Source organism: Streptomyces sp. NPDC001816 (genome assembly GCF_042892235.1).
Taxonomy (GTDB): Bacteria; Actinomycetota; Actinomycetes; order Streptomycetales; family Streptomycetaceae; genus Streptomyces.
The window spans coordinates 779,533-799,910 of the sequence record NZ_JBIATY010000002.1; the positions used below are offsets into that span (position 1 = coordinate 779,533).

22 protein-coding genes are annotated in these 20,378 nt (G+C 70.2%); 10 read left to right on the forward strand and 12 right to left on the reverse strand.

Features of this window, described 5'->3' with window-relative positions; all coding sequences use genetic code 11:
- Nucleotides 1-197: 197 nt before the first annotated feature.
- Together ACFYZZ_RS09330 and ACFYZZ_RS09335 are read right to left on the reverse strand one after the other, a co-directional pair.
- Nucleotides 198-1,310, reverse strand: coding sequence for a sensor histidine kinase (locus tag ACFYZZ_RS09330; RefSeq protein ID WP_389173191.1), 1,113 nt, complete (start codon nt 1,308-1,310; stop codon nt 198-200).
- Complete coding sequence (locus tag ACFYZZ_RS09335; protein WP_389173192.1) at nt 1,307-1,975, reverse strand: response regulator; 669 nt, start codon at nt 1,973-1,975, stop codon at nt 1,307-1,309. Before ACFYZZ_RS09335 ends, ACFYZZ_RS09330 begins: the two co-directional genes overlap by 4 nt.
- Nucleotides 1,976-2,190: 215 nt before the next feature.
- Here ACFYZZ_RS09335 and ACFYZZ_RS09340 point away from each other — a divergent pair, with 215 nt between their 5' ends.
- Nucleotides 2,191-3,453 (forward strand): DUF418 domain-containing protein, encoded by a 1,263-nt coding sequence (locus ACFYZZ_RS09340; RefSeq protein ID WP_389173193.1) that lies wholly within the window; start codon nt 2,191-2,193, stop codon nt 3,451-3,453.
- A gap of 22 nt (nt 3,454-3,475) precedes the next feature.
- Here ACFYZZ_RS09340 and ACFYZZ_RS09345 read toward each other — a convergent pair whose 3' ends face one another.
- Nucleotides 3,476-4,015, reverse strand: a complete 540-nt coding sequence (locus ACFYZZ_RS09345) for a LysR substrate-binding domain-containing protein (protein ID WP_389173194.1) — start codon at nt 4,013-4,015, stop codon at nt 3,476-3,478.
- A gap of 3 nt (nt 4,016-4,018) precedes the next feature.
- Here ACFYZZ_RS09345 and ACFYZZ_RS09350 point away from each other — a divergent pair, with 3 nt between their 5' ends.
- Nucleotides 4,019-4,999, forward strand: coding sequence for a hypothetical protein (locus tag ACFYZZ_RS09350; RefSeq protein ID WP_389173195.1), 981 nt, complete (start codon nt 4,019-4,021; stop codon nt 4,997-4,999).
- Between the two features lie 15 nt (nt 5,000-5,014).
- Here the strand turns inward: ACFYZZ_RS09350 and ACFYZZ_RS09355 are convergent, their stop codons facing one another.
- From ACFYZZ_RS09355 to ACFYZZ_RS09365, 3 genes are all read right to left on the reverse strand, one after another.
- Nucleotides 5,015-5,806, reverse strand: coding sequence for a DUF4239 domain-containing protein (locus tag ACFYZZ_RS09355; RefSeq protein ID WP_389173196.1), 792 nt, complete (start codon nt 5,804-5,806; stop codon nt 5,015-5,017).
- A 215-nt stretch (nt 5,807-6,021) separates the two neighbouring features.
- Nucleotides 6,022-7,389 carry a cellulase family glycosylhydrolase gene (locus ACFYZZ_RS09360; protein ID WP_389173696.1) on the reverse strand — a complete coding sequence of 456 codons (1,368 nt, stop codon included), beginning with the start codon at nt 7,387-7,389 and terminating at the stop codon, nt 6,022-6,024.
- Nucleotides 7,390-7,527: 138 nt separating this feature from the next.
- Nucleotides 7,528-8,454 carry a cupin domain-containing protein gene (locus ACFYZZ_RS09365; RefSeq protein ID WP_389173198.1) on the reverse strand — a complete coding sequence of 309 codons (927 nt, stop codon included), beginning with the start codon at nt 8,452-8,454 and terminating at the stop codon, nt 7,528-7,530.
- Between the two features lie 126 nt (nt 8,455-8,580).
- Here ACFYZZ_RS09365 and ACFYZZ_RS09370 point away from each other — a divergent pair, with 126 nt between their 5' ends.
- Nucleotides 8,581-9,348: an MBL fold metallo-hydrolase gene (locus tag ACFYZZ_RS09370; RefSeq protein WP_389173200.1), complete on the forward strand. Its 768-nt coding sequence runs from the start codon at nt 8,581-8,583 to the stop codon at nt 9,346-9,348.
- 95 nt (nt 9,349-9,443) lie between these two features.
- Here ACFYZZ_RS09370 and ACFYZZ_RS09375 read toward each other — a convergent pair whose 3' ends face one another.
- The gene (locus ACFYZZ_RS09375; protein ID WP_389173698.1) at nt 9,444-10,493 is read right to left on the reverse strand and encodes a GlxA family transcriptional regulator; all 1,050 of its coding nucleotides are present in this window, start codon (nt 10,491-10,493) and stop codon (nt 9,444-9,446) included.
- Nucleotides 10,494-10,647: 154 nt separating this feature from the next.
- Between ACFYZZ_RS09375 and ACFYZZ_RS09380 the strand changes: the two genes are divergently transcribed.
- Nucleotides 10,648-11,571, forward strand: a complete 924-nt coding sequence (locus tag ACFYZZ_RS09380; protein WP_389173202.1) for an NADP-dependent oxidoreductase — start codon at nt 10,648-10,650, stop codon at nt 11,569-11,571.
- Between the two features lie 138 nt (nt 11,572-11,709).
- Nucleotides 11,710-12,873: a hypothetical protein gene (locus ACFYZZ_RS09385; protein ID WP_389173204.1), complete on the forward strand. Its 1,164-nt coding sequence runs from the start codon at nt 11,710-11,712 to the stop codon at nt 12,871-12,873.
- Nucleotides 12,874-12,974: 101 nt separating this feature from the next.
- Here ACFYZZ_RS09385 and ACFYZZ_RS09390 read toward each other — a convergent pair whose 3' ends face one another.
- The gene (locus tag ACFYZZ_RS09390; RefSeq protein WP_389173206.1) at nt 12,975-13,472 is read right to left on the reverse strand and encodes a hypothetical protein; all 498 of its coding nucleotides are present in this window, start codon (nt 13,470-13,472) and stop codon (nt 12,975-12,977) included.
- A gap of 525 nt (nt 13,473-13,997) precedes the next feature.
- Between ACFYZZ_RS09390 and ACFYZZ_RS09395 the strand changes: the two genes are divergently transcribed.
- Nucleotides 13,998-14,810 carry a hypothetical protein gene (locus ACFYZZ_RS09395; protein WP_389173207.1) on the forward strand — a complete coding sequence of 271 codons (813 nt, stop codon included), beginning with the start codon at nt 13,998-14,000 and terminating at the stop codon, nt 14,808-14,810.
- Between the two features lie 17 nt (nt 14,811-14,827).
- On the opposite strand, the gene ACFYZZ_RS09400 is transcribed toward ACFYZZ_RS09395, so the two are convergent.
- Nucleotides 14,828-15,475, reverse strand: coding sequence for a TetR/AcrR family transcriptional regulator (locus ACFYZZ_RS09400; protein WP_389173209.1), 648 nt, complete (start codon nt 15,473-15,475; stop codon nt 14,828-14,830).
- A gap of 46 nt (nt 15,476-15,521) precedes the next feature.
- Here ACFYZZ_RS09400 and ACFYZZ_RS09405 point away from each other — a divergent pair, with 46 nt between their 5' ends.
- Nucleotides 15,522-15,830: an SRPBCC family protein gene (locus ACFYZZ_RS09405; protein ID WP_389173210.1), complete on the forward strand. Its 309-nt coding sequence runs from the start codon at nt 15,522-15,524 to the stop codon at nt 15,828-15,830.
- Here ACFYZZ_RS09405 and ACFYZZ_RS09410 read toward each other — a convergent pair.
- Together ACFYZZ_RS09410 and ACFYZZ_RS09415 are read right to left on the reverse strand one after the other, a co-directional pair.
- Nucleotides 15,817-15,978: a hypothetical protein gene (locus ACFYZZ_RS09410; RefSeq protein ID WP_389173212.1), complete on the reverse strand. Its 162-nt coding sequence runs from the start codon at nt 15,976-15,978 to the stop codon at nt 15,817-15,819. The genes ACFYZZ_RS09405 and ACFYZZ_RS09410 overlap by 14 nt on opposite strands.
- A gap of 1 nt (nt 15,979) precedes the next feature.
- Nucleotides 15,980-16,258 (reverse strand): YbaK/EbsC family protein, encoded by a 279-nt coding sequence (locus ACFYZZ_RS09415; RefSeq protein ID WP_389173214.1) that lies wholly within the window; start codon nt 16,256-16,258, stop codon nt 15,980-15,982.
- Between the two features lie 82 nt (nt 16,259-16,340).
- On the opposite strand from ACFYZZ_RS09415, the gene ACFYZZ_RS09420 reads away from it, so the two are divergent.
- Nucleotides 16,341-17,084, forward strand: a complete 744-nt coding sequence (locus ACFYZZ_RS09420) for a class I SAM-dependent methyltransferase (protein WP_389173216.1) — start codon at nt 16,341-16,343, stop codon at nt 17,082-17,084.
- Nucleotides 17,085-17,097: 13 nt separating this feature from the next.
- On the opposite strand, the gene ACFYZZ_RS09425 is transcribed toward ACFYZZ_RS09420, so the two are convergent.
- Nucleotides 17,098-17,976, reverse strand: a complete 879-nt coding sequence (locus ACFYZZ_RS09425; protein ID WP_389173218.1) for a GNAT family N-acetyltransferase — start codon at nt 17,974-17,976, stop codon at nt 17,098-17,100.
- A 255-nt stretch (nt 17,977-18,231) separates the two neighbouring features.
- Here ACFYZZ_RS09425 and ACFYZZ_RS09430 point away from each other — a divergent pair, with 255 nt between their 5' ends.
- Both ACFYZZ_RS09430 and ACFYZZ_RS09435 read left to right on the forward strand, forming a co-directional pair.
- Nucleotides 18,232-19,344, forward strand: a complete 1,113-nt coding sequence (locus ACFYZZ_RS09430; RefSeq protein WP_389173220.1) for an ABC transporter substrate-binding protein — start codon at nt 18,232-18,234, stop codon at nt 19,342-19,344.
- 215 nt (nt 19,345-19,559) lie between these two features.
- The gene (locus tag ACFYZZ_RS09435; protein WP_389173222.1) at nt 19,560-20,342 is read left to right on the forward strand and encodes a DUF899 family protein; all 783 of its coding nucleotides are present in this window, start codon (nt 19,560-19,562) and stop codon (nt 20,340-20,342) included.
- The last annotated feature ends 36 nt before the right edge of the window (nt 20,343-20,378 follow it).

The following is a 20,378-nucleotide window of genomic DNA, read 5'->3' on the forward strand; positions in this document are numbered from 1 at the left end:
AGCAACCGGCCCGGCAGCGGATGAAACCGCCGGCGCCATGTCGTGTGCCTCATGTGCTCCAGAGTCGGCGAAAAGCCTCCCGCTGCACCATCCGCCAGGTGTCCGGAAGCCCCCTGCCGACCGGCCGGCGCGGCCCCGCCACCCGGCCGCACTCGGCATCGGTCACCCGTGGCACGTCGCTCGATGTGGCGGAGCGTTCACCCGTTCCGCTCGACGGGCAGTTCTAGGCACAGCTCATAGCCCCCTTGGGCCGTGGGTCCGGAGGTGACGGTGCCGCCGAGGAGCTCGGCTCGTTGGGCCAGGCCGACCAGGCCGTGGTGGGCGCTCGGCAGGGCGTACGCGCGTCGGGTGGGGGCGGTGTTGGTGACGGTGGTGCGGAGGGCGCCGTCCTTGTGGCGGATGCGGACGGTTGCCGTCGCGCCGGGGGCGTGTTTGCGGACGTTGGTCAAGGCTTCCTGGACGGTGCGGTAGACGGCGCGCTGCACCGTGGGCGGAAGCTCCTCGGGCAGGTCGGTTTCCAGCTTCGCCTCGATGCCACTGGCGTCGACCAGGCGCTGCAGGTCGGCGAGGGAAGGCTGGGGGGTGAGTTCCGTGGGACGGCTGCCGGAGGCCCTCAGGACGCTGACCATGTGCCGCAGCTCGTCCAGGGTCTGCACGCTGAGACGGCGGATCGTGGCAGCGGCCTCTCTCGTTTCGGCGTCCTGGCTGCCCACCTGGAGCGCTCCGGCCTGTACGGCAATGAGGCTGACCTGGTGGGAGACCACGTCGTGCATCTCCCTGGCGAGCTGGGCGCGCTCCTTCGCCAGAACGCTCTGGGCGGTCAGCAGCCGTTCCTGCTCACGGGCCTCGGAGATGTCGGCGAGCCGCAGGGAGAGTTCGCGTCGGGCCTGGACGAGTTGGCCCAGGAAGACGGGAGCCGCTGCGGTGGCCAGCGTGTAGCTGAGGTGGAACAGGGTGTTCGTCTGGCCCAGCTCCGCGGCGTCCAGGGACGACCACGGCCAGGGCAGAAAGTCGATGACCGCGTACGCCAGCGCACAGCCGGCCAGCAGGAGACGGTGGCGGCTGAGCGAGGACAGCGTGTACAGCGCGGCCATGGGGGCGACCACCGCGTCGGTGACCAGGGCGGTGGGGAGCGTGAGGACGAAGGTCGTCAAGGGCAGGCGGCGACGCAGAGCGAGGGCGAGAGCGCCGACCAGCGCGCAGGCGGTCGCCGATGGATCCCCGACGCCGATGACGTTGACCCATGCGTCCGCCAGCGCGAACCCGACGAGGGCGATGTCGAGCAGCAGCTCCGGCCGTCGGGGGCTCACCGAGCGCCCTCGTCCCGCTCCGCGGTGAGCAGGCCCGCGCGCTCGGCGATCAGCACCGCCTGGACGCGGCTGCTGACCTCCAGTTTCCCGAGCACGTTGGTGACGTGGCCTTTCACCGTGCCGGTGCTCAGATGCAGCCTTTCGCCGATGTCGGTGTTGGCGAGTCCCTCGGCCATGAGAACGAGCACGGCACGCTCGCGCTCGGTCAGCCGGCCGGCGAGGCGGACGGCGGTGGGCTCGCGCCCGCCGTGGTCGAGGTAGCCGTCCACGACCCGGCGGGTGACCTGGGACGACAGGACGGTCCCACCCTCCGCCAGTGTGCGCACAAGGCGCGGAAGCTCCTCCGGGTCGGTGTCCTTGAGCAGGAATCCGGCGGCGCCCGAGCGCAGCGCCGTCGCCACGTACTCGTCGGCGTCGAACGTGGTGAGCATGGCGACCACCGGAGCCTGCGGCATGCGGCCCAGCTCGGCCAGAATGGTGAGCCCGTCCACGTCCGGCATCCGGATGTCGAGCAGAACGACGTCGGGCTGCAGCTCCCGCACCGTGCGTACGGCCTCGCCACCGGGTACCGCCGCGACGACCTCGACGTCGTTCGTGGTGTTGAGAATGTGCGTGAAACCCGTACGGATCAAGGCTTCGTCGTCGACCACCAGTACCCGGATCACGTGCGCTCCGCTCGTCGCATGCCCCGTTCGATGCGTACCCCCGCGGGAGTCCCGTCCAGCGACCGGCACGGAATACCCGCCGGTTGGCGGCATGATCCCGGCCGGTCGGCCGGGGGCGCCCAGGCCGACCCGCCGGGGTGGTTCCGGCCGGGCAACGGGGTGCCTTCGGAAGGTCGCCGGGGTGGCTCGGGCGGCTCATCGGGAACCCCTCAGGCATGGCGCCGAAAGCACTCTCGGCCGAGCCGGCGGACGTGTCACCGCCGCTGGGGCTCGACCGATTCCACGTCCTCGCCGACCGGTCCTCGACGGGGCGGCTGATCGGTATCGACCTGGCTCGCGGACTCGCGGTCTTCGGCATGTACTCCGCCCACATCGGGCCCGATGTGACGGTCGGCGGCCCGGTGGGATTCCTGCTGGAGACGGCGCGTGGCCGCTCCTCCGCCCTCTTCGCGCTGCTCGCCGGTTTCTCGCTCGTCATCATCACCGGCCGCCCGCGCCCCCGAACCGGGCGTGCGGGCCGCCAAGCAGTGGCCAGGATCGTGATCCGCGCCGTCGTCCTGCTGGCGCTCGGCTACGCGCTGACCGCCCTGGACACCGACGTCGACGTGATCCTCAGCTTCTACGGGCTGCTCTTCCTGGCCGTCCTCCCGCTGCACCGGCTGCGGGCAGGGACGCTCGCCCTCGTCGCTGCCGCGAGTGCGCTGATCCTGCCCCCGGTCCTGTACGTGATCAGAACGTCCATCGAGGACGGGAACTGGGCGGACACCGTCACCGCCCATGACCCCTTGGCCCAGATCACCGGCACGGACGGCGTCATCGAACTCTTGTTCACTGGTGCGTATCCGGTGCTCACCTGGATCCCGTTCCTGATCGCGGGCATGGCAGCAGCCCGGCTGGACCTCGGCCGCCCAGGCATCAGATCCCGGCTCGCACTCGTCGGCGGGGCACTGGCCCTGCTGGGTTACGGCGGCTCCTGGCTCGCCCTGCGCCTGGTCCCCGGTGCTCTGTCCGCCGTCGCCGCCGCCACGGACGGCGGCTCGGCAGCGTCGGCCTGGTGGTCCGACACCGTCGGCGAGCCCGCGGGTCACCCCCCGCTCGCCTGGCTGCTGGTGGCCGCACCGCACAGCCAGACGACCTTCTCCATCGTCGGCAACACCGGAGTCGCCCTCGCCGCGGTCGCCGCGTGCCTGACCGTCGCCGAACGGATGCCGCGCCTCACACGCCTGGCCACACCCGTTGCCGCGGTCGGCATGACCGCGCTGACCATGTACGTCCTGCACATCGTCGCGCTGTGGTTCTTCAGCGACGTGTGGTACGTGCCGGCGGTCGATGGGGACATCCTGTCCGCCCTGCCCGCGCTGCTCGGCTTCATCGCAGCCGCCATGCTCCTGGCGACTGTGTGGACCCGACTGTTCCGGCGCGGTCCCCTGGAACAGCTTCTCCGTTTCGCCACGCAGTTGGCACAAACCGTCAAGTAGAGCGAAGGGGGCCTGCGCTGCTTCATGCCTCCCGGGAGTGGAGCGCGGCGGCTTGGCGGAGGGCATCACGGCATGCCCGGATGGCGGGATGTTGGGCTCGGCCGCGGCGTACGACGGTGAAGACGCGGCGTGTGCGCCGGCCTCGGGGCAGGTGCCGGAGCGGGACGGTCGGGGGCCGACCGCTCCAGACCAGATCGGGGAGGAAGGCGGCGGCGTGGTGTTGCTCGACCAGGCGGACGTGGAGCAGGAGGTCGGTGGTCTCGAACCGTACGTCGGGTTCGAAGCCGGCGTTGCGGCACAGGGACATGGCCCAGTGCCGCGCGGCCGTGCCTTCGGGTTCCATCACCCACGGGTGGTCCGCGAGTGAGCGCAGCGTGGCCATCGGGCCGTCGGTCTCCGCGCTGTCCCCCGGCTTCGGCAGGGCGAGGTGCAGGGCGTCGTCGAGCAGGTCTTCCTGCTGGAGTTCGGCCGACCGTGGGTTGGGGTCGGGCGGTGGGTACGGCTGACCGACCTGGGCGACGGCTGCCAGGGTGCCGCGGTGCAGGGCCTTTTCCGGTTCCATGTGGTGACGAATCCCGCCCCCCACACCGTCACCGTCAACGCAGACCGGCTGTGGCAGTCCCTGATGGACCTCGCCGAGATCGGCGCGTACGACGACGAACGCACCGGCCTGCGCGGCGTCAACCGCCTGGCCCTCACCGATGCGGACGCGGCCGGCCGCCGCCAGGTCATCGGGTGGATGGAACAGGCCGGACTGGCCGTATGCGTCGACCGGATGGGCAACATCTACGGCCGCCCCCCGGGCACCGATCCCACCGCGGCCCCGTTCCTGACGGGCTGGCACATCGACAGCGTCGCCACCGCCGGCGCCTTCGACGGCTGCCTCGGCGGCCTGGGCGGCATCGAGGTCGTCCGCACGCTGAACGAACGCGGCATCGCCACCCGCCGTCCGATCGAGGTCGGCGTCTTCACCGAGGAGGAAGGCGTCCGGTTCGGCACCGACATGCTCGGCAGTGCCGTCGCCGCCGGCCGCCTCACCCTGGAGTACGCCCACGCCCTGACCGACCGAGACGGCCGCACCCTCGGCGCGGCCAGGGCCGCAGCCCCGGAGAGCGTCAGGGGCATCGCGTTCAACCAGAACGCGACCCCGCCGACCGACCTGGTGGCCTTCGCGAACACCCGAGCCGTGCGAGCGCTCGCGCCCACCTCATCCGGTGGGGTCGGCACCGCACGGGGTGTGGCGGGGATGTACGCCGCGGCAATCACCGAGGTGGACGGCCGGGCGCCGCTGCTGAAGCCGGAGACCATCACCGAGTTCGCCCGGGTCCACTATCGCGGAACCGATCTGGTCACCGGGAACGAGGACGTCTTCGGCCTCGGCTTCGAGGAGTTGAGTGGCCGCTATCGCGTCCTGGGCGCGGACGCGTTCGGCCACAGTGGGGCAACAGGCTCACTCGCCCTTGCCCTCGCCGACCCGGACAGCGGTGTGGCCTACGCGTACACGCGCCGCCGCTTCGGCATGCCGTCAGGATTCGGTGTGTATTGACTCGCAGCGTTGGACTCACTCGGTCCAGAACGGCGCGAGCGCCCCCTGTCGGAACGGCGCCGGGCTCACGCTGAGGTCGCCGGCGAAGGGGCGGTCGGGGACGAAGACCAGGAGCAGACTGAACCCGATGAGAGCGGCGACGGAGGCGACGAAAAGGATCTGGATCCGCAGCTTACGCATGCCGTACAAGAAGGTGAGCGGGATCAGGACGACGGCGCCGCCGAACGCCAGGACCTGCAGCAGTGGGGGCAGTTGCTGTTCGGCCATCGTCAGCCGGGCCCGGCGCTGGGAGGCGACGTCGTTGACGTGCTCCACGGCCTGCTCGTAGAAGACCTCTTCGCGGGTGGCCTTCGGTTCGTACGTCTGCAGCACGTCGTACACGGACTGGAGCTTGCCGGCAGTGGCCCCGTAACTCGGCTGCCCCGCACGCATCCGAGGCCACTGCTGCTCCACGACCGCGTGAACGTAGCCGCCGAGCGCGGCGTCGAGGCGGGTGCGGACCGTGGGCGGGAAAGCAGCGGCATCGCGGGCGATGAGCGAGACATCGGTGGCCTCGGTGGCGACGATGGTCTCCGTACTCTCCAGCTGCGTCCAGAGGGTGACGATGACGAAGGCCAGGATGATCCCGTAGATCGCGCCGAACATCCCCAGCGTCACTCCGACCATGTCGTTGTGCTCGCCCTTGGCCAGCGACGGGTATCTGCGGCGGAGCAGCACGCTGCCGGCGACGGCCAGGACGACGGTCCCGCCGACGGTGATCACGGCCAGGGTGAAGGTGCTGAAATGATTGAGCAGCCAGAGCAACATGTGCGCGGAGTCTAGGGACATGAGGCTCCCCGTCATCGCGCCAGGCGCTCTGGCCTACGGGCGCGAACACGGCCCGAGAACGGCACCTCTGCGCTCTGCGAAGCCCACGGTCCGTTTCGGGGTGCGCGTCCGACGCCCCGAGGAGTCCACACGATCGAGCGTAGGAGAGATCGTCCTGTTAACGCACCGGGTGGCCGGGCACGGGCTAATTCCTGTCAGTCGCGTTCGACGGTGATCGTCACTTCGCTGCCAGGGGCGGCCAGGATCCATGCCTTGCCGGCGGTCTTGCGTAGCGTGACCGCATTGCCGTCGGTGGTGATGCGCCAAGGGCCCGGAGACAGGGATATCTCTGTCAGCCGGGAGCCGTGGCGTGCCGCGGTGTAGGTCAGCCGGTACACGGCATCGGCGGGGCTGTACGACGCGGAGCGGATCGTGCCTGCCACGGCCTCCGCGTACGGTTCGGCGGTCAGCTCCTTGTTGGTGCGGAAGGCGCCGGAGTTGTCGACGGCGCAGTACCCGCCGCCGTAGCACCAGACATAGCCCGCCCAGCCGGAGCTGTAGCGGCGCAGCGAGTCCATCGCGTCGTGGTAGAAGCGCTTCATGTTCGGCAGGGAGCTGTTGAGCGGACCCCATTCCCCGACCACGATCGGGACCTTGTACTGCTTGGGGTACTCAGTGACGGCCTGCTCGTACGCCTCGATCCAGCCGGCGCCGGGATCGTAGTCGGCGCCCGCCTCCATGGCGGCGTTGTAGAAGTGCGGCGCATACACCACCTTGGGATCGTCGATGCGTCCGAGGCCGGTCGGTACGCCCTCGCCCACGATCGGGGTGGGTTCGACGAAGACCCAGGAGTCCGGGTCGACCGAACGCACCGAGTCGGCCAAGCGGTTGTACATGGGGGTGAGCTGATCGTGCTCGATCCGGTGGGCGGCCGTCGGCAGGTCTTCCCCCTGGCGCAGCTCGCCCATGGGTTCGTTGATGAGGTCGTAGCCGAGGAGAGCCGGGTGGTGAGCGAAGCGTTCCGCGAGGACCCGCCACGCCCGGGCCTGGGCGCGTCGGAGGTCGCGGTCCTGGTAGAGGTGGGTGAAGGCGCGCTGGACGGCGGGCTCGAAGTACTCGGCGAACCAGTCGTCCGGGTGGGCGGTGAAGGGAAGTCCATCGGTCCTGGTCGCCCACTCGGGGATGCCGCGATGGCCGAAAGCGGGTCCGAAGACGTCCTGGTGGGCGTCGATCACGACCTTCATGTCATGTCGTTCGGCCCAGTCCAGGATGCGTTCGATCTTCCGCAGGTACGTCTCGCTGCAGTGGCCGCGCCGCGGTTCCAGGTCGTCCCAGAAGACCAGCAGCCGGGCGAAGTTGAAGCCCTTGGCCCGCATGTCGCTGAAGTGGTTCTCGGTGATGGCCGACAGGGCCCTTTCGCCCCGGTTCGTCTTGTCCTCGATGTTCCAGCCGCGCAGGCTGAGGACACGTCCGTGCCGGTCGGTGAGTTCGGGAATGCCGTCCGCGGCTTGCCCGGCGTGGGCGCTCGTGGGGGCGAGCAGTGCGGCGACAACCGCGCCAGCCGTCAGGGTCGTTCGCAGCACCACGGGAGACCTCCGGGCCGTCGGGTTCGAGGTGCCGCGCATCCCATCAGTAGCCGTGGCATGTTTCAAGTGGTCGTACGAACCGTTTCTCGCCTCCATGTCCCCCTGCAGGAGGGCGACTTGGTACGCGGACGCCCGTCACAGGTGATGGTCGGTGCGGTGGCGGCTCGGCGGGGTTCCCCATTGACGCGTGAAGGCCCGGGAGAACGCCGATACCGAGGCGTAGCCGACGCTCCTGGCCACGGCCGGCAGCGCGTCGGCGGTGTCACGGAGGCGCCGGCCGGCCAGTTCCAGGCGCCAGCGGGTGAGGTAGGCCAGCGGTGGCTCACCGACGAGGTCCGTGAAGCGTCGGGAGAGCGTGGCGCGGGAGACACCGACCCGGTGTGCCAGTTCCTCGACGGTCCAGGGCCGGGCCGGGTCCTCGTGCAGGAGTGAGATCGCGGCAGCGACCTGCGGGTCTCGCAGGCCCAGGACCCAGGAGGTGCCGTGATCGCCCTGATCTGCTGTCCACCGGCGCAGGATGTGGACGAACAGCACGTCGGTGAGTCGGTCGATGACCGTCTGGGAACCGGGCCTGGGTTCGGCGAGTTCGGCTGTGAGCATCCGGAGGGTGTCGGCGAGCTCGCTCCGCTCGGGCGCTTCGCCGTCGGCAGCGGGCAGCACCAGCACCGGTGGGAGGGTGAGCAGCGGGCGGGAGACGCGTCCGTCGAAGCGGAAGCCGCCGCAGATGATCCGGGTACGGGGCCCCGGGCCGGGGATGTGGATCTCCGACTCCCGGTGTCCGGGGCGAGCGGCCACGAGGTCGTCATAGGGGGTCGCCGGGCCGCTCGGGGCGCCGGACATCACGTGGCCGGTGCCGACGGGCAGCAGGACCAGGTCGCCGGTGGCGAGCCGGATCGGCTCGGCTCCTGGGCGGCGCAGCCAGCAGGAGCCGTTGATGACGGTGTGGAAGACCGCGATCGGCAGCTTCGGGAACTCGATGCCCCAGGGCGCTGCCACGTCGACCCGGGCGAGCACGGTGCCGCCGACCTTGGCTGCGGTGAGGACATCCGCGAGCGCGTCCATGCCGGCAGCGTAGCCGAACACGTGAGACGAACGGCAATGAATATGCGCATCAGAGGCATGGATCGGCTCAATCGGTGCTCGTAGCGTCGAGATGTCCGAACCTGTTCACTCTGAACGGAGTACTCCGTGCCCGGCACGAAGGTCATCCCCCTCCCGATCCTCGGGAAGCGGAACGTCAACGCCTATCTGCTCCTCGGCCGCCGGCCGGTCGTCGTCGACTCCGGTGTTCCCGGCAGCGGCCGCAAGGTCTACGAACGCGTCGCCGAGCAGGGGGTGGACCCGAACGACATTTCCATGATCGTCGTCACCCACGGCCACATCGACCACTTCGGCGGAGCCGCCGAACTGAGCCGTCTGACCGGGGCGCCGATCGCCGCGCACGTGGACGATCTTTGGCAGTACACCAGCGGCCGGGTGCGCGAGCCCTACCTGCCGACCGGGAGGTTCGGCAGGCTTGTGGCCCCCCTTCCGCCGTTCCATGTCCGAGCCGAGCCGTTCACACCACAGGTCCTCGTCCGCGGGGAGACGCCGCTGGCGGACTACGGCATCGACGCACGCATCGTCCCCACCCCGGGCCACACCGCCGGGTCGGTGTCAGTCCTCACCGAGGCGGGCGACCTGGTCGCGGGAGACCTGATCGCGACACCGCTGCTGGGACTGCTGCCCCGCCGGCCCTGGAACCCGCCGTTCCATGACGACCCGCTCGCCAACCTGGCCAGTCTCCGGCGCATGCTCGACCTGGGACCCGAGCGGCTGTACGCAGGCCACGGCGGCATGCTGTACCCCGACCGGGTACGGCGGTGGGTGGTGAAGGAACAGCGACGGCTGGAGCGGCTGGAGGCGAAAGGACGGTTGCGAGTACGCGTGGATGACGACGTTTCCAGCGCCGCCTGAGAGCCCGTCACCCACCCCCGCGACCAAGGTCGCCCTTGAAGATCTGGACCGGCATGGTGCTTGCGGGTCGGCTGGAGGGTCGAAACCCGTGAGCTTCAGGGCTGTCGCCCCTGCGCTCGAGACCGAAGCACGGGTGCCGGGTCGGGGTCGTTGGCATTGAAGGTGCGGCGATAGGTGGCGGGTGAGACCCCGAAGGCGGTTCTCATGTGCGCACGCAGGGAGTTGGCGGTGCCGAAACCGGCCCGGTGCGCGATCAGGTCGATCGGCAGGTCGGTGGTTTCCAGCAGTTGCTTGGCGAGTTCCAGGCGTTGTGCGGTGAGCCATTGCACCGGCGTCATACCGACCTCGTCGCGGAACCGGCGGGTGAAGGTGCGCAGGCTCATCCGGGCGTGCTCGGCGAGCTGGGTGAGGGTCAGCGGTTCGTCGAGGTGTTCGAGGGCCCAGGCGCGGGTGGCGGTGGTGCTGGCGGTGGTGGGCTCGGGGACGGGGCGATCGATGTACTGGGCTTGTCCGCCGTCTCGCCAGGGAGGTACGACGCACATGCGGGCGGCCCTGTTGGCGGCGGCGGCACCGTGGTCGCGGCGGATCATGTGCAGGCACAGGTCGACGCCGGCGGCGACTCCGGCGGAGGTGAGTACGTCGCCGTCGTCGACGAAGAGGACGTCCTCGTCGACCTTGACGTTGGGGTAGGCGCGGCGGAACTCGGGGGCCAGGTTCCAGTGGGTGGTGGCCGGCCGGCCGTCGAGGAGTCCGGCTGCGGCGAGCACGTAGGACCCGGTGCAGATGGACACGAGTCGGGTGCCGGGGCGGATGCCGGCGATGGCGGCGGTCACCTCGGGGGGCAGGGGACCACCCTGGCCCAGTTCGGGCATGGCGTGGGTGGGCGGGAGGATCACGGTGTCAGCGGCGGCCAGCGCCTCGGGTCCGGCGGCGGGCTGCACGGTGAAGCCGGCGTCACTGAGCACGGGGGCGCCGTCGGCGGTGCAGACGGTGACGTCGTAGAGCGGGCGACCCTCGGCGTCCTGCACGCTGCCGAAGACACGGGAGGGGATGCCGAGCTCGAAGGGCGGGACGCCGGGCAGGGCAAGGACGGCGATCCGGTGCCGCCGGGGCGTCTGCTCCGACCGGTTCCGCTCGTCCTCCATGATCGGCCCCCGCACATCGCTCATGGCCAGATCCTGTCACATAGTGGCCAAACGGCCAACACCATGGCGAGCCGGGGTGCCGGATCGTGGACTGCGTCGCGCCGGGGACGTCCCGGCGACGAGCCGATCGAGACGAAAGAGCGAGGCGGACAGCATGCGTGCGGTGGTCGTGGAGCAGTGGGGCGGACCCGAAAACCTGGTCGAGCGCGAGGTCGAGCGCCCCGCGCCGGGACTGGGTGAGGTCCTGGTGCGGGTGCACGCGGCCGGGGTGAACCCGGTGGACTGGAAGACCCGTGCCAGCGGTGCCCTGATCGAGTGGGGCGCCGCGCCGGTGGTGGGCTGGGACGTGTCCGGCACGGTCGAGGCCGTCGGGCCCGGCGTGGGGGTGTTCCAGGTCGGTGACGAGGTCTTCGGGATGCCACTGTTCCCGCGCCAGGCAGGCGGCTACGCCGAGTACGTGGTGGCACCGGCCCGGCATCTCGCCCCGAAGCCGGCGGGCCTGTCCCACGTGGAGGCGGCGGCGCTGCCGCTCGCCGCGCTGACCGCCTGGCAGGCCCTGGTGGACGCGGCCCACGTGCGTCCCGGCGAGCGGGTGCTCGTGCACGCCGCGGCCGGCGGGGTGGGCCACCTCGCGGTGCAGATCGCCAAGGCCCGCGGTGCCTACGTGATCGGCACGGCCAGCGCCGGCAAGCACGACCTGGTGCGACAGCTGGGCGCGGATGAGGTGGTCGACTACCGGTCGGTCCGGTTCGAGGACGTCGTGGGCGACATCGACGTGGTGCTGGACGGGCTCGGCGGCGAGACGGCCGAGCGCTCCCTGAAGGTGCTCAGGGCCGGCGGCCGGCTGATCACCCTGCCCGGCCCGGACGACGTACCCGCCGCCCAGGCCGGGGTACGGGCGGCGTGGGTCCTGGTCGAGCCGGACCACCTGGGCCTGCGCGAGATCGCTGCTCTGGTGGAGCAGGGTGCGCTGCGGCCGGTGGTCGAGACGGTCCTGCCACTGGAGGAGGCCGCGAAGGCGCACGAGATCGGCGAGCAGGGCCGCACTACCGGCAAGATCGTCCTTACGGTCGCCTGATCGGATCAGATCTGATCCGATGCCCTCCACGCCGCCTCTCGCGGTCATTTGTGACAACCGCTGACTGGGCATCGCATCGGCCGCCCTCTACCCTCTGTGCCCGACCTCGGCCTCTTCCCCCAAGGAGGGCGTACGAAGATGAGACGTGGAACGGACGGCACTGGCTTACGGCGTTCGGCGGCCGGTCTGGTTGCCCTGATCCTTGCTGTCGCGGCCATGGTGACCGGCAGCGGCCCCGCACAGGCGGCCCCGGCCGGTCGGGCCCCGGCCGCGACGGTGGACCTGTCGCGATGGATGGGCGACATGCACGGTTACCTCGACAACCAGCCGCTCAACCGGATCGCGATGCCCGGCAGCCACGACTCCGGCAGCTGGAGCATCCCGGCCGACCCCGCCCTGTGCACCAGCGGCTGGTCCTACAACGTCGCCAAGCTCGACTCGCGGCTGGCCGCCAGCATCTCGCGAGCCCAGAGCGACAGCCTCACCGACCAGCTCAACGAGGGCGCCCGCTACCTCGATCTGCGGCTGTGCTTCGAGGGCGGGCAGTGGAGGACCTTCCACGGTGCCCCGATGGGAGGACTCTTCTTCGACGATGCCTCGGGTGAGGCGGCCTCCCTCAAGCGCTGGATCGACGAGCACCCTTCGGAAGTCGTCATCATCAGCGTGTCGGCGGCCGTTCCGGCGGGCACCGACGCCGCGGAGCCGGTGACCAGGTTGCGGGACCTGTTCGGCTCCCGTGTCGCCCTGCGGACCGAGCTGTCCCCGGCCTCCACCTACGGTGATTTCGTGAAGGCCGGGAAGAACGTCGTGCTCGTCGACTCCTCGGCGGTGGTCGACCAGCCCTGGGCCTGGCACGCGGACAGCGTCTCCGACCGCGGCAGCTACCCGGCAGGAGACCCGTCCTGGTGGGAGATCCTCAAGGCCTTCTTCAACGGCAGCCCGCCCCAGCAGATCTACGACCAGACGCTGTCGCTCAACCAGGCGGCCCTCGCCCGCGACCCCGGGACGGACGCCGGCCGGTTCTTCGTGCTGTCGAGCATCGTCCAGCCGGACCTGCAGATACCCCAGCTCTTCCTGATCAGGTTGCTCTCGCCGTTCTTCCCGGCGTCGGTCCGTGACAACTACCTCATGTACCTCGCCAATGGTCTGAACCCCCAGCTGGTCACCAAGCTGAGGACGGACTGGCGGGCGCCTGAACTGGCTCGCAACATGAACATCGTGTCGATCGACGACCTGGGCCACCGGCCGCAGGGCGACCTCCAACGCGCCGTCATCGACATCAACACGCTTCCTGGCCGGTAACCGGCTCGGGGGTCGTTTTGCCGGCATCACCCGGAAGGCCGAAGGACGGAGCCCGAGTGGCGGTACTGCGGCCGCTTTCGGACAGTAGGAACCATGAACCGTCATCGACGCCGGCGCCGTCGGGCCCCGTGGATCGTGGGCGGTGCCGCCGTACTCATCCTCGGCGGCATCGGCGTCTGGGCGTTGGTGACGCCGGACCACGGCACGCCCCGCCCGCCGCCGTCGGGCATGACACAGCCCACGCCGACACGTACGCCGACGCCGACGCCGACACCCACGCCGACGCCCACGGCGACGGCGAGCCCCCGGCCCCGGGAGTCGACGCCGTCACCCAGCCGGCCCCAGCCGACGCCGGGCACGACGACAGCTGCCCCGTCGCCCCCACCCGAGCCGGAGGCGACACGGAGGCAGCCCTCGGCCCCCAGGCCGTCGGCGACGACAGCACCGAAGACCACACCCGCGTCACCACCGTCATCGCCGCTGTCCCCGTCACCACCGTCCTCACCTCCGGAACGGCCGACACCCTCGTCACCGCCGTCCCCCTCAGCGTCCTCATCGCCTCCGGCACGGCTGACAGCGCCGTCGACACGGTGGTACACGAGTCCGGTCGCAGCGGCCGCTGCTCAGCGCATGGCTGCCGCCAAAGTGGTCGGCGACCCTGCCTGCTCGCTGTCGGCCGTCGGCCAGCCGGATCCGGCATTGCTACCAGGAGGCCTCGCAGCGGTGGGCACCGGGCAGGCCGGCCCTTACTGGTGCCTGATCTGGTAGCGCCTTGCGGCACTGGCGCGGTTGTGAAGCGTCTGGTCGCCGCTGATCGGGGCATGACCGTGTCCGCGAGGCGTCTCGTTCTCTGACAGCCGCTCAGCTCCTTGCGCAGCCGTCCGCTGCCGAATGGGTGACGATAAATCAGATAATCATGATCCGGATTCGTTTCGGCCTAACTCCCCTTCCTTTCATGGAATTTGATGTGCGTTCAACGGGGCGGGTGGGTGCGCCCCGATCCCTCGTTCGGCCCCCTGGGGGCATTTTTCCGGTATGTGCGATAGGGCGGCCATGGAGATAGTGAGTGCGTTGAGTCCCGTGCCGACTGCCCCGGCCGACCCTTCTCAGACGGGAGAAGTTGCATGCGCAAGACCCGGTCCACCGCTGTCACCGCGGCCGCCGTGGCCCTGGCCGCGGGCGGCATCACCTATGCCTCGGCCTACTCCGGGCCGACCACCCATGCACCGGCAGCCCACGCGCCGGCCGCCCACCCTCCGATCGCCCATGCGCCGGCGGCCCAGCAACCGGATACCCCCACCGAGTCTTTCCTCGGCACGGGCACGGGCACGGGCACCGACACTGACGCTGGTGCCAGCGGCGCTCCTGGCGCAGACGCCGGCACCGGCGGCGTTCCCGGACCCGACACCGGCACTGGCGGTGCTCCCGGCGCCATCGCGGGCGGTGGCACCGGCACTGGCAACGTCGGCGGCACCGGCAACGTTGGCGGCACCGGCGTCATTGGCGGCACCGGCGTCATCGGTGGCACCGGCGTCATCGGTGGCACCGGTGTCGTTGGCGGCACCAGTGCCGGAAAGGGCAATGAGGGCGTCGTCGGCGTCGCGGGGATTGCCGGCAATGTGGGTAACGCCGGCCGTAACAACGAGCGCAACAGGGGCCACGAGGAGGAGGAAGGCCGGATCCAGATCAACGAGCGGACGTACAGCAGCCACCCGGGTGACTGCATCACCGTGGTCCTCCTGAACAACGCCAATTCCTTGAACATCCGCAACGACAGCCGTCGTGCCGTCGACGTGTTCGACGGGCCCGTCTGCGACAACGGTGCTCCGCTCGCCACGGTAGGGCCCCATGACGACGCATTCGGTGTGACACCCACCGGCAACTTGGCGAGCTTCTGGGTGATCGACGAGCGTCGTCATGGCCGGGACGACTGGTGAGCGGGACTGCATTGCCTTCACGTCGCTGCTGAGGACTCCGAGCCGTAGAACAGCCGGAGGAACTCCTCCATCGCCGCGTCGACGCCGGCGCGGTCACCGGTGGCGAGCAGGTCGAGCAACAGGCCGCGGACGGTGGCGAGCCCCAGCCTGGCGCGATTGCGGGCTGTGGCAGGATCCGCCCCCGCGGCCATCTCGGCGGCCGCGAGCGGCTCCAGCCAGTCCGTCACGAGCCCTTCGAGGACCGGGACGGCCTCGGGGCGGCCCCGCAGCGCGTGGCCGCAGATCTCGAAGAACAGCCGCTCCTGACCGGCCAGCCCGGGGTCTGTGAGCTGCTGCCACAGTCGCCGCGCGGCATCGGCGGGTGAGAGACCGGGTTCCAGTCGAAGCTGGGACAGCAGGTCGCGCTGGCGCCGCTCCGACGTCCTGACGATCTCCACGAGCAGTTGTTCCTTGGAGCCGAAGTAGTGGATCAGCATGCGGTGACTGACGCCGATCGCGGCGCCCAGGCGGCGCAGGCTCAGGTCCGCGATGCCGTGTGCTGCGACATGGTCGACGGCCGCGTCCACCAGCCGTGCGCGCCGGTCCCCGCCCGTGCCGTGCGCGGCCTGGTCCGCAGGGCGCGAGTCATCCGCATTCACCACGTCATCCACCGCGTCATTCACCACGTCGCGAGTGTACCGATCGGTACATGAGGCATGTACCGTGCGGTACATGCAGTCTGTCACCGTGTCCATCGACGTACCGCAGACGCCCGAGCAGGTCTACGACTTCCTCGATGTCATGGCTCACCACGAGCGATTCACCAGCCACTACCTGACCCACTGGCGCTACAGCGGCCCCAGCCGCGGCGTCGGATCGGGTGCCACGGTCACCGCCGCGCTGGCCGGCGCGAAGACCGAGGTCATCATCGAGGTCGTCGAAGCCGAACCACCGCTGCGGTGCAGCCCGGCATTTCCACCCGACGCGCCGGTGTCGGGCGGGATCGCAGGTGGCTGTCAGTCAGGACTCAGGCGTTGTTGACCAGCATGTGGTGGACCACTTGAGATGCACGGCGGTCTCGTGGAACGTCGTCGGAAACCGCCCGGTCGGGCGCGTAGCTCGTCACGACGCCGCTGAGCAGACGGTAGATGTCGTCGGAGTCCGAGCGCGTGGCGTCGCGGATGGTCATGTCATGCCGGTTCGTTCGTCGGGAGGTCGGCGATCGGTGCCGTCCTGGCTGCCGGAACGGCGGCCAGGAGCTCCGCCGCTTCGATCTCGATACTGCTGTCGGGCCGGCCGCTGCCGCAGTGCACACGCCCCAGGCTGCTGACGGACTCGTCGAACACCACCACCGCAGCCCGGTCCGCGGACACCGGGCACACCCCGCCCGGCTGCATCCCTGCCCGCGCAAGCCGCCAGGCGTCGGCGGGGGACAGGTCGCCCATGCAAGCCGCGGATCCAACGAGCATCTTCGAACTTCCCTGGGAGGAAGGCGACTTCACGCGCAGACGGACAGGCGTGGAACCGTGCCTGTTTCGCATACTGATCGGCATGGCCACCTATGACTCGATCGGCGCAACGTACGCCCGGACACGCCAGCCTGATCCGCGGGTCGCCGCGCAGGTTCACGCCGCACTCGGGAACGTGACCGACGTGATCAACGTCGGTGCGGGTACGGGCTCTTACGAACCGCGGCAGACGGCCCTCGCGGTCGAACCCAGCCAGGTCATGATCGCCCAGCGCCCGTCAGGATCCGCGCCTGCCGTGCAGGCGGTCGCAGAACACCTCCCGCTGCGCGACAATGCCGCCGACGCCGTGATGGCCCTGCTGACCGTCCACCACTGGTCCGACCTCGCAGCCGGAATCGGCGAGCTGCGCAGGGTCGCCCGCCGCCGCATCGTCATCCTGACGTGGGACCAGCACATCTACCGTGAACGGTTCTGGCTCGTGCGGGACTACCTCCCGGAGGCAGCCGCGTTCGACGACACCCGCGCCACCCCGACCGACCAGCTGGTCGACCTGCTCGGCGGGGCGCGCCAAGAGCCGGTCCGGATCCCCCATGACTGCACGGACGGATTCGGCGCCGCCTATTGGCGCCGCCCCAGCGCCTACCTCGACCCGCGGGTGCGCGCGGGAATCTCCATGCTCGCCCAGACCGGCGAAGACACCCTCGCGCCCGGCCTGACCCGCCTCGCGGAGGACCTGGCGACCGGCCGCTGGTACACACAGCACGCCGAGCTGCTCGCGCTCGACACCATCGACGTCGGGTACCGGCTGCTCGTGGCCGACCACTGACTCGGTCGTGTTCCTAACCGGCTTCCGGTGCGTTGTCGGAAAGGTTGTACCCGGTGAAGTAGGTGACCGGGACGTATCCGATGCGCTGGTAGAGGGCGTTGCTGGTGGCGTTGGCCGGGTTCGTGAACAGGACGACGTCCGTCGCGCCTGCGGCCAGCGCGGCCCGGGTCACCTCGACCGTCACGGCGCCCGCGTAGCCGCGACCCCGGAGGTGGGCCGGGGTGTAGACGGGGTCGATCCGGATCATGCCGCCGACCAGCGAAGTCGAGCCTGCCATGGCGACGGGAGTGCCGTCCGGGGTCTGCCAGAACGTGAAGTGCTTGTCGGCGAAGCGTGAATTGGCCCAGGTGTCGGTGTCCAGGGTGGGGGCTTCTCCGACGTCGGCGGCGAACTCGTTGCACCAGTCGATGAGTTGCCCATGGTCCTGCGTGCCCAGGACGCGACCCCGGCCGTCCGGGCGCGGCTCCGGCGGGGTGAGCGTGCCGAGTCGGTAGAGACGTCCCCGCCAGTCACGTACCGGCGTTGTGCCCGTGTGCCGCTGCCATGCCTCGGCGAAGGCGGTGGCGGTGTCGTGGTCCGCGGTGACGCCGGAGAAGGAGTGGCCGAGGTCGGCCAGGTGGGCGGCGAGGGCGTCGGCCTGCTCGGGGGAGAGGGGGGTGAGGGTCAGGCGGCGGGTCGCAAGGCGGTAGAAGATTGCGCGAACCTCGCCCGAGTGCTCAAGGTGGCCGAAGACTGTGGCATCGGCGCCGTATGCGTCCGCCCCACGCGTTCGCAGTCTCTCGATCACCGTCAGGGGCGTGTTGTGGAGGGCGGGTCGCGAACGCAGGAAGTCTCCGGCTCGGGCGAGGAAGTCATCGAGGTCTTCGGTGAGGTGCCAGTCATCCGGGCGCATGCTTCATGATCCCTGATGCACTCGACTCGGGGGAGCGCTTTCCCGTAGGTGAGCCATCGCCCAGGTTCCGTACGGTGGTGCCAGTCAACCGGGAATAATCGGTTGCCTGTCGGCGATGGTGGCGGATGCAATGTCCGGCATGATCACCCAGGTGCGCCTGCCACGGCGAGATGCGACGGACGCGTACCAGCGGGCCTTGCCGCTCTGCGATCCGGGCAAGCTGCAACCGGGTCGTCACGCGGGAGACGCCCACGCATGATTACGCCACAGTCGCCACGTGGGTCGGAACGGCCGGACGGATCATCCGTCCAGATCGGCGCTCTCGTTCCGCTGACTCGGCCTGGCTGGGTCGAGGCGGGTCGACACTTGCTCGCTGGACTCGAGTTGGCCGTACACGAAGTCAATGACGCCGGCGGGATCGTCGGAAGACCACTCGAACTGGTGGTCCGAGACACCGCGGCTGATCCTCAGCGGGCCGCGGCGGCCGTAGACGAATTGGCTCGCCTGGGCGTGGCTGCCTTGGCGGGGGAGTATCACAGCGTCGTCGCTCGCGCCGCTGCCTCCAGGGCCGACGCCCTCGGTCTGCCGTTCCTCTGCTCGTCAGCAGTCCTCGACGCGCTCACCGAACAGCCGACGGAATGGGTCGCGCGCCTCGCCCCGGCGCAATCCCACGGCTGGCAGATCTACGCGGACTTCCTCCTCAGTGCGGGCCACAGCCGAATCGCCGTAGCAGCCGAGCCGAGTGTCTACTGGGCATCTGGGACCCGCATTCTGCGGGACTACCTCGCTCCACGCGGCGGCACCGTCATCGAACTCGACATGCGCGCGCTCGCCCCCGCGGCCGTGTGCGACGAACTCGTCGACCATCGCGCGACAGCCCTGCTTCTTCTGGTCGGCCACCCGGAGCCGGCCGTGCCGATCGTCAAATCCGTCCGTCGCGACCAGCGCCTCGCCGGCACCATGATCGGCGCTCCGGCCGGGCAACCGGAGTTCGCCGAATGGGCGACGTTGCTGGGCGACGACGGCACCGCGATCCCGTTCTTGCGCTACCTGCCCGAGCGCCTCAGCCCACTCGGCGCACGAGTCGAGACGGCCCTTTGCGAGCGGCTGGCCGAAGCGCCCTCCTTCGTCGCCTTCGAGGGGTACGACACGGTCGCCGTCCTCGCCGATGTCCTGCGTTCTCACGGCCCGGACCGGGCGCGCACTGCCGAGGCCTGGCCGCGCGTTGCAGCCGAGGGCACCCGCGGGCAGATCCGGTTCTCCCGCACGCCAGGCATCAGCGTTTGGCAATGGGCTTGGACGCCGGTCCAAGTCGTCGACCGAGATCCGGCGGAACCCGATCGCTTTCGGATCCTCCACGCAGGCTGAGAGAGCACGTAAGACGGGCTCTCAGCTTCGCGGCGGGGACCCCGACCGCATGGTCAGAGCGCGTCCGTGAAGTCGTCAGCCCGGCGTGATCCGTACAGGCTCGGCCGAGGACGCCCCCTGCCGCGATGAGTTCCGGCCGGGTCGCAAGTCTCTTCTGGTGACCGTCGTAGGACGGCGTACGACGCTGCCCGGCACGAGACACCACGGAGGACACCATGACGACCACGCCCAGTGACCCGACCACCGCGCTGCCCGGCCGCCCGCCCGTCGTCGACCTGGCCACCTGGCAGGCCGCCCGTGACGAGCTCCTGGTCCGCGAGAAGGCTTACACCCACGCGGGCGACGCCCTGGCCGCGGCCCGCCGCCGACTGCCGATGGTGGAGTTCGACGGAACGGTCGAGGTCGTCGGACCCGACGGCCCGGTCCCGTTCCTGGACCTGTTCCAGGGCCGCGACGAGCTCGTGGTCTACAAACACATGTGGTACGACGGCGCGCCGCACCAGGGGCAGTGCGAGGGCTGCACCACCACGGCCTGGCACCTGAAGGACGCCGTCTACCTCAACGCCCGCGGCGTCTCGTTCGCCATCCTGACCACAGGCCGGTGGGACGAGGTGGCCTCCTACGTTGAGTTCATGGGCTACACCCAGCCCTGGTACTCGGTGCGCGACGTGGAGGCGCCGGTCGGCGGCGACATGGGTTACATCACCTGCTTCCTGCGCGCGGGCGACCGCGCGTTCCTCACCTACTCCACGACGGGCCGCGGCAACGAGCGGGTCAACGGGTCCCTCGGCCTGCTCGACATGACGCCCTACGGCCGCGGCGAGGCGTGGGAGGACAACCCCGAGGGCTGGCCCGAAGGCGGCAACGCGTGCTGGACCTGGCGCTCGGACGCTGACGGTAACGCCACATGGGGTCCGACCAGCCGACCCGTACCGCAGTGGACCCGCCCCGGCGCGACCCCTGTGCAGACCCTCGGCCGACACGGCCACCACCACTGACGCGCCTGCGTCGGCGGCCTCGGCACGGGCGTGATG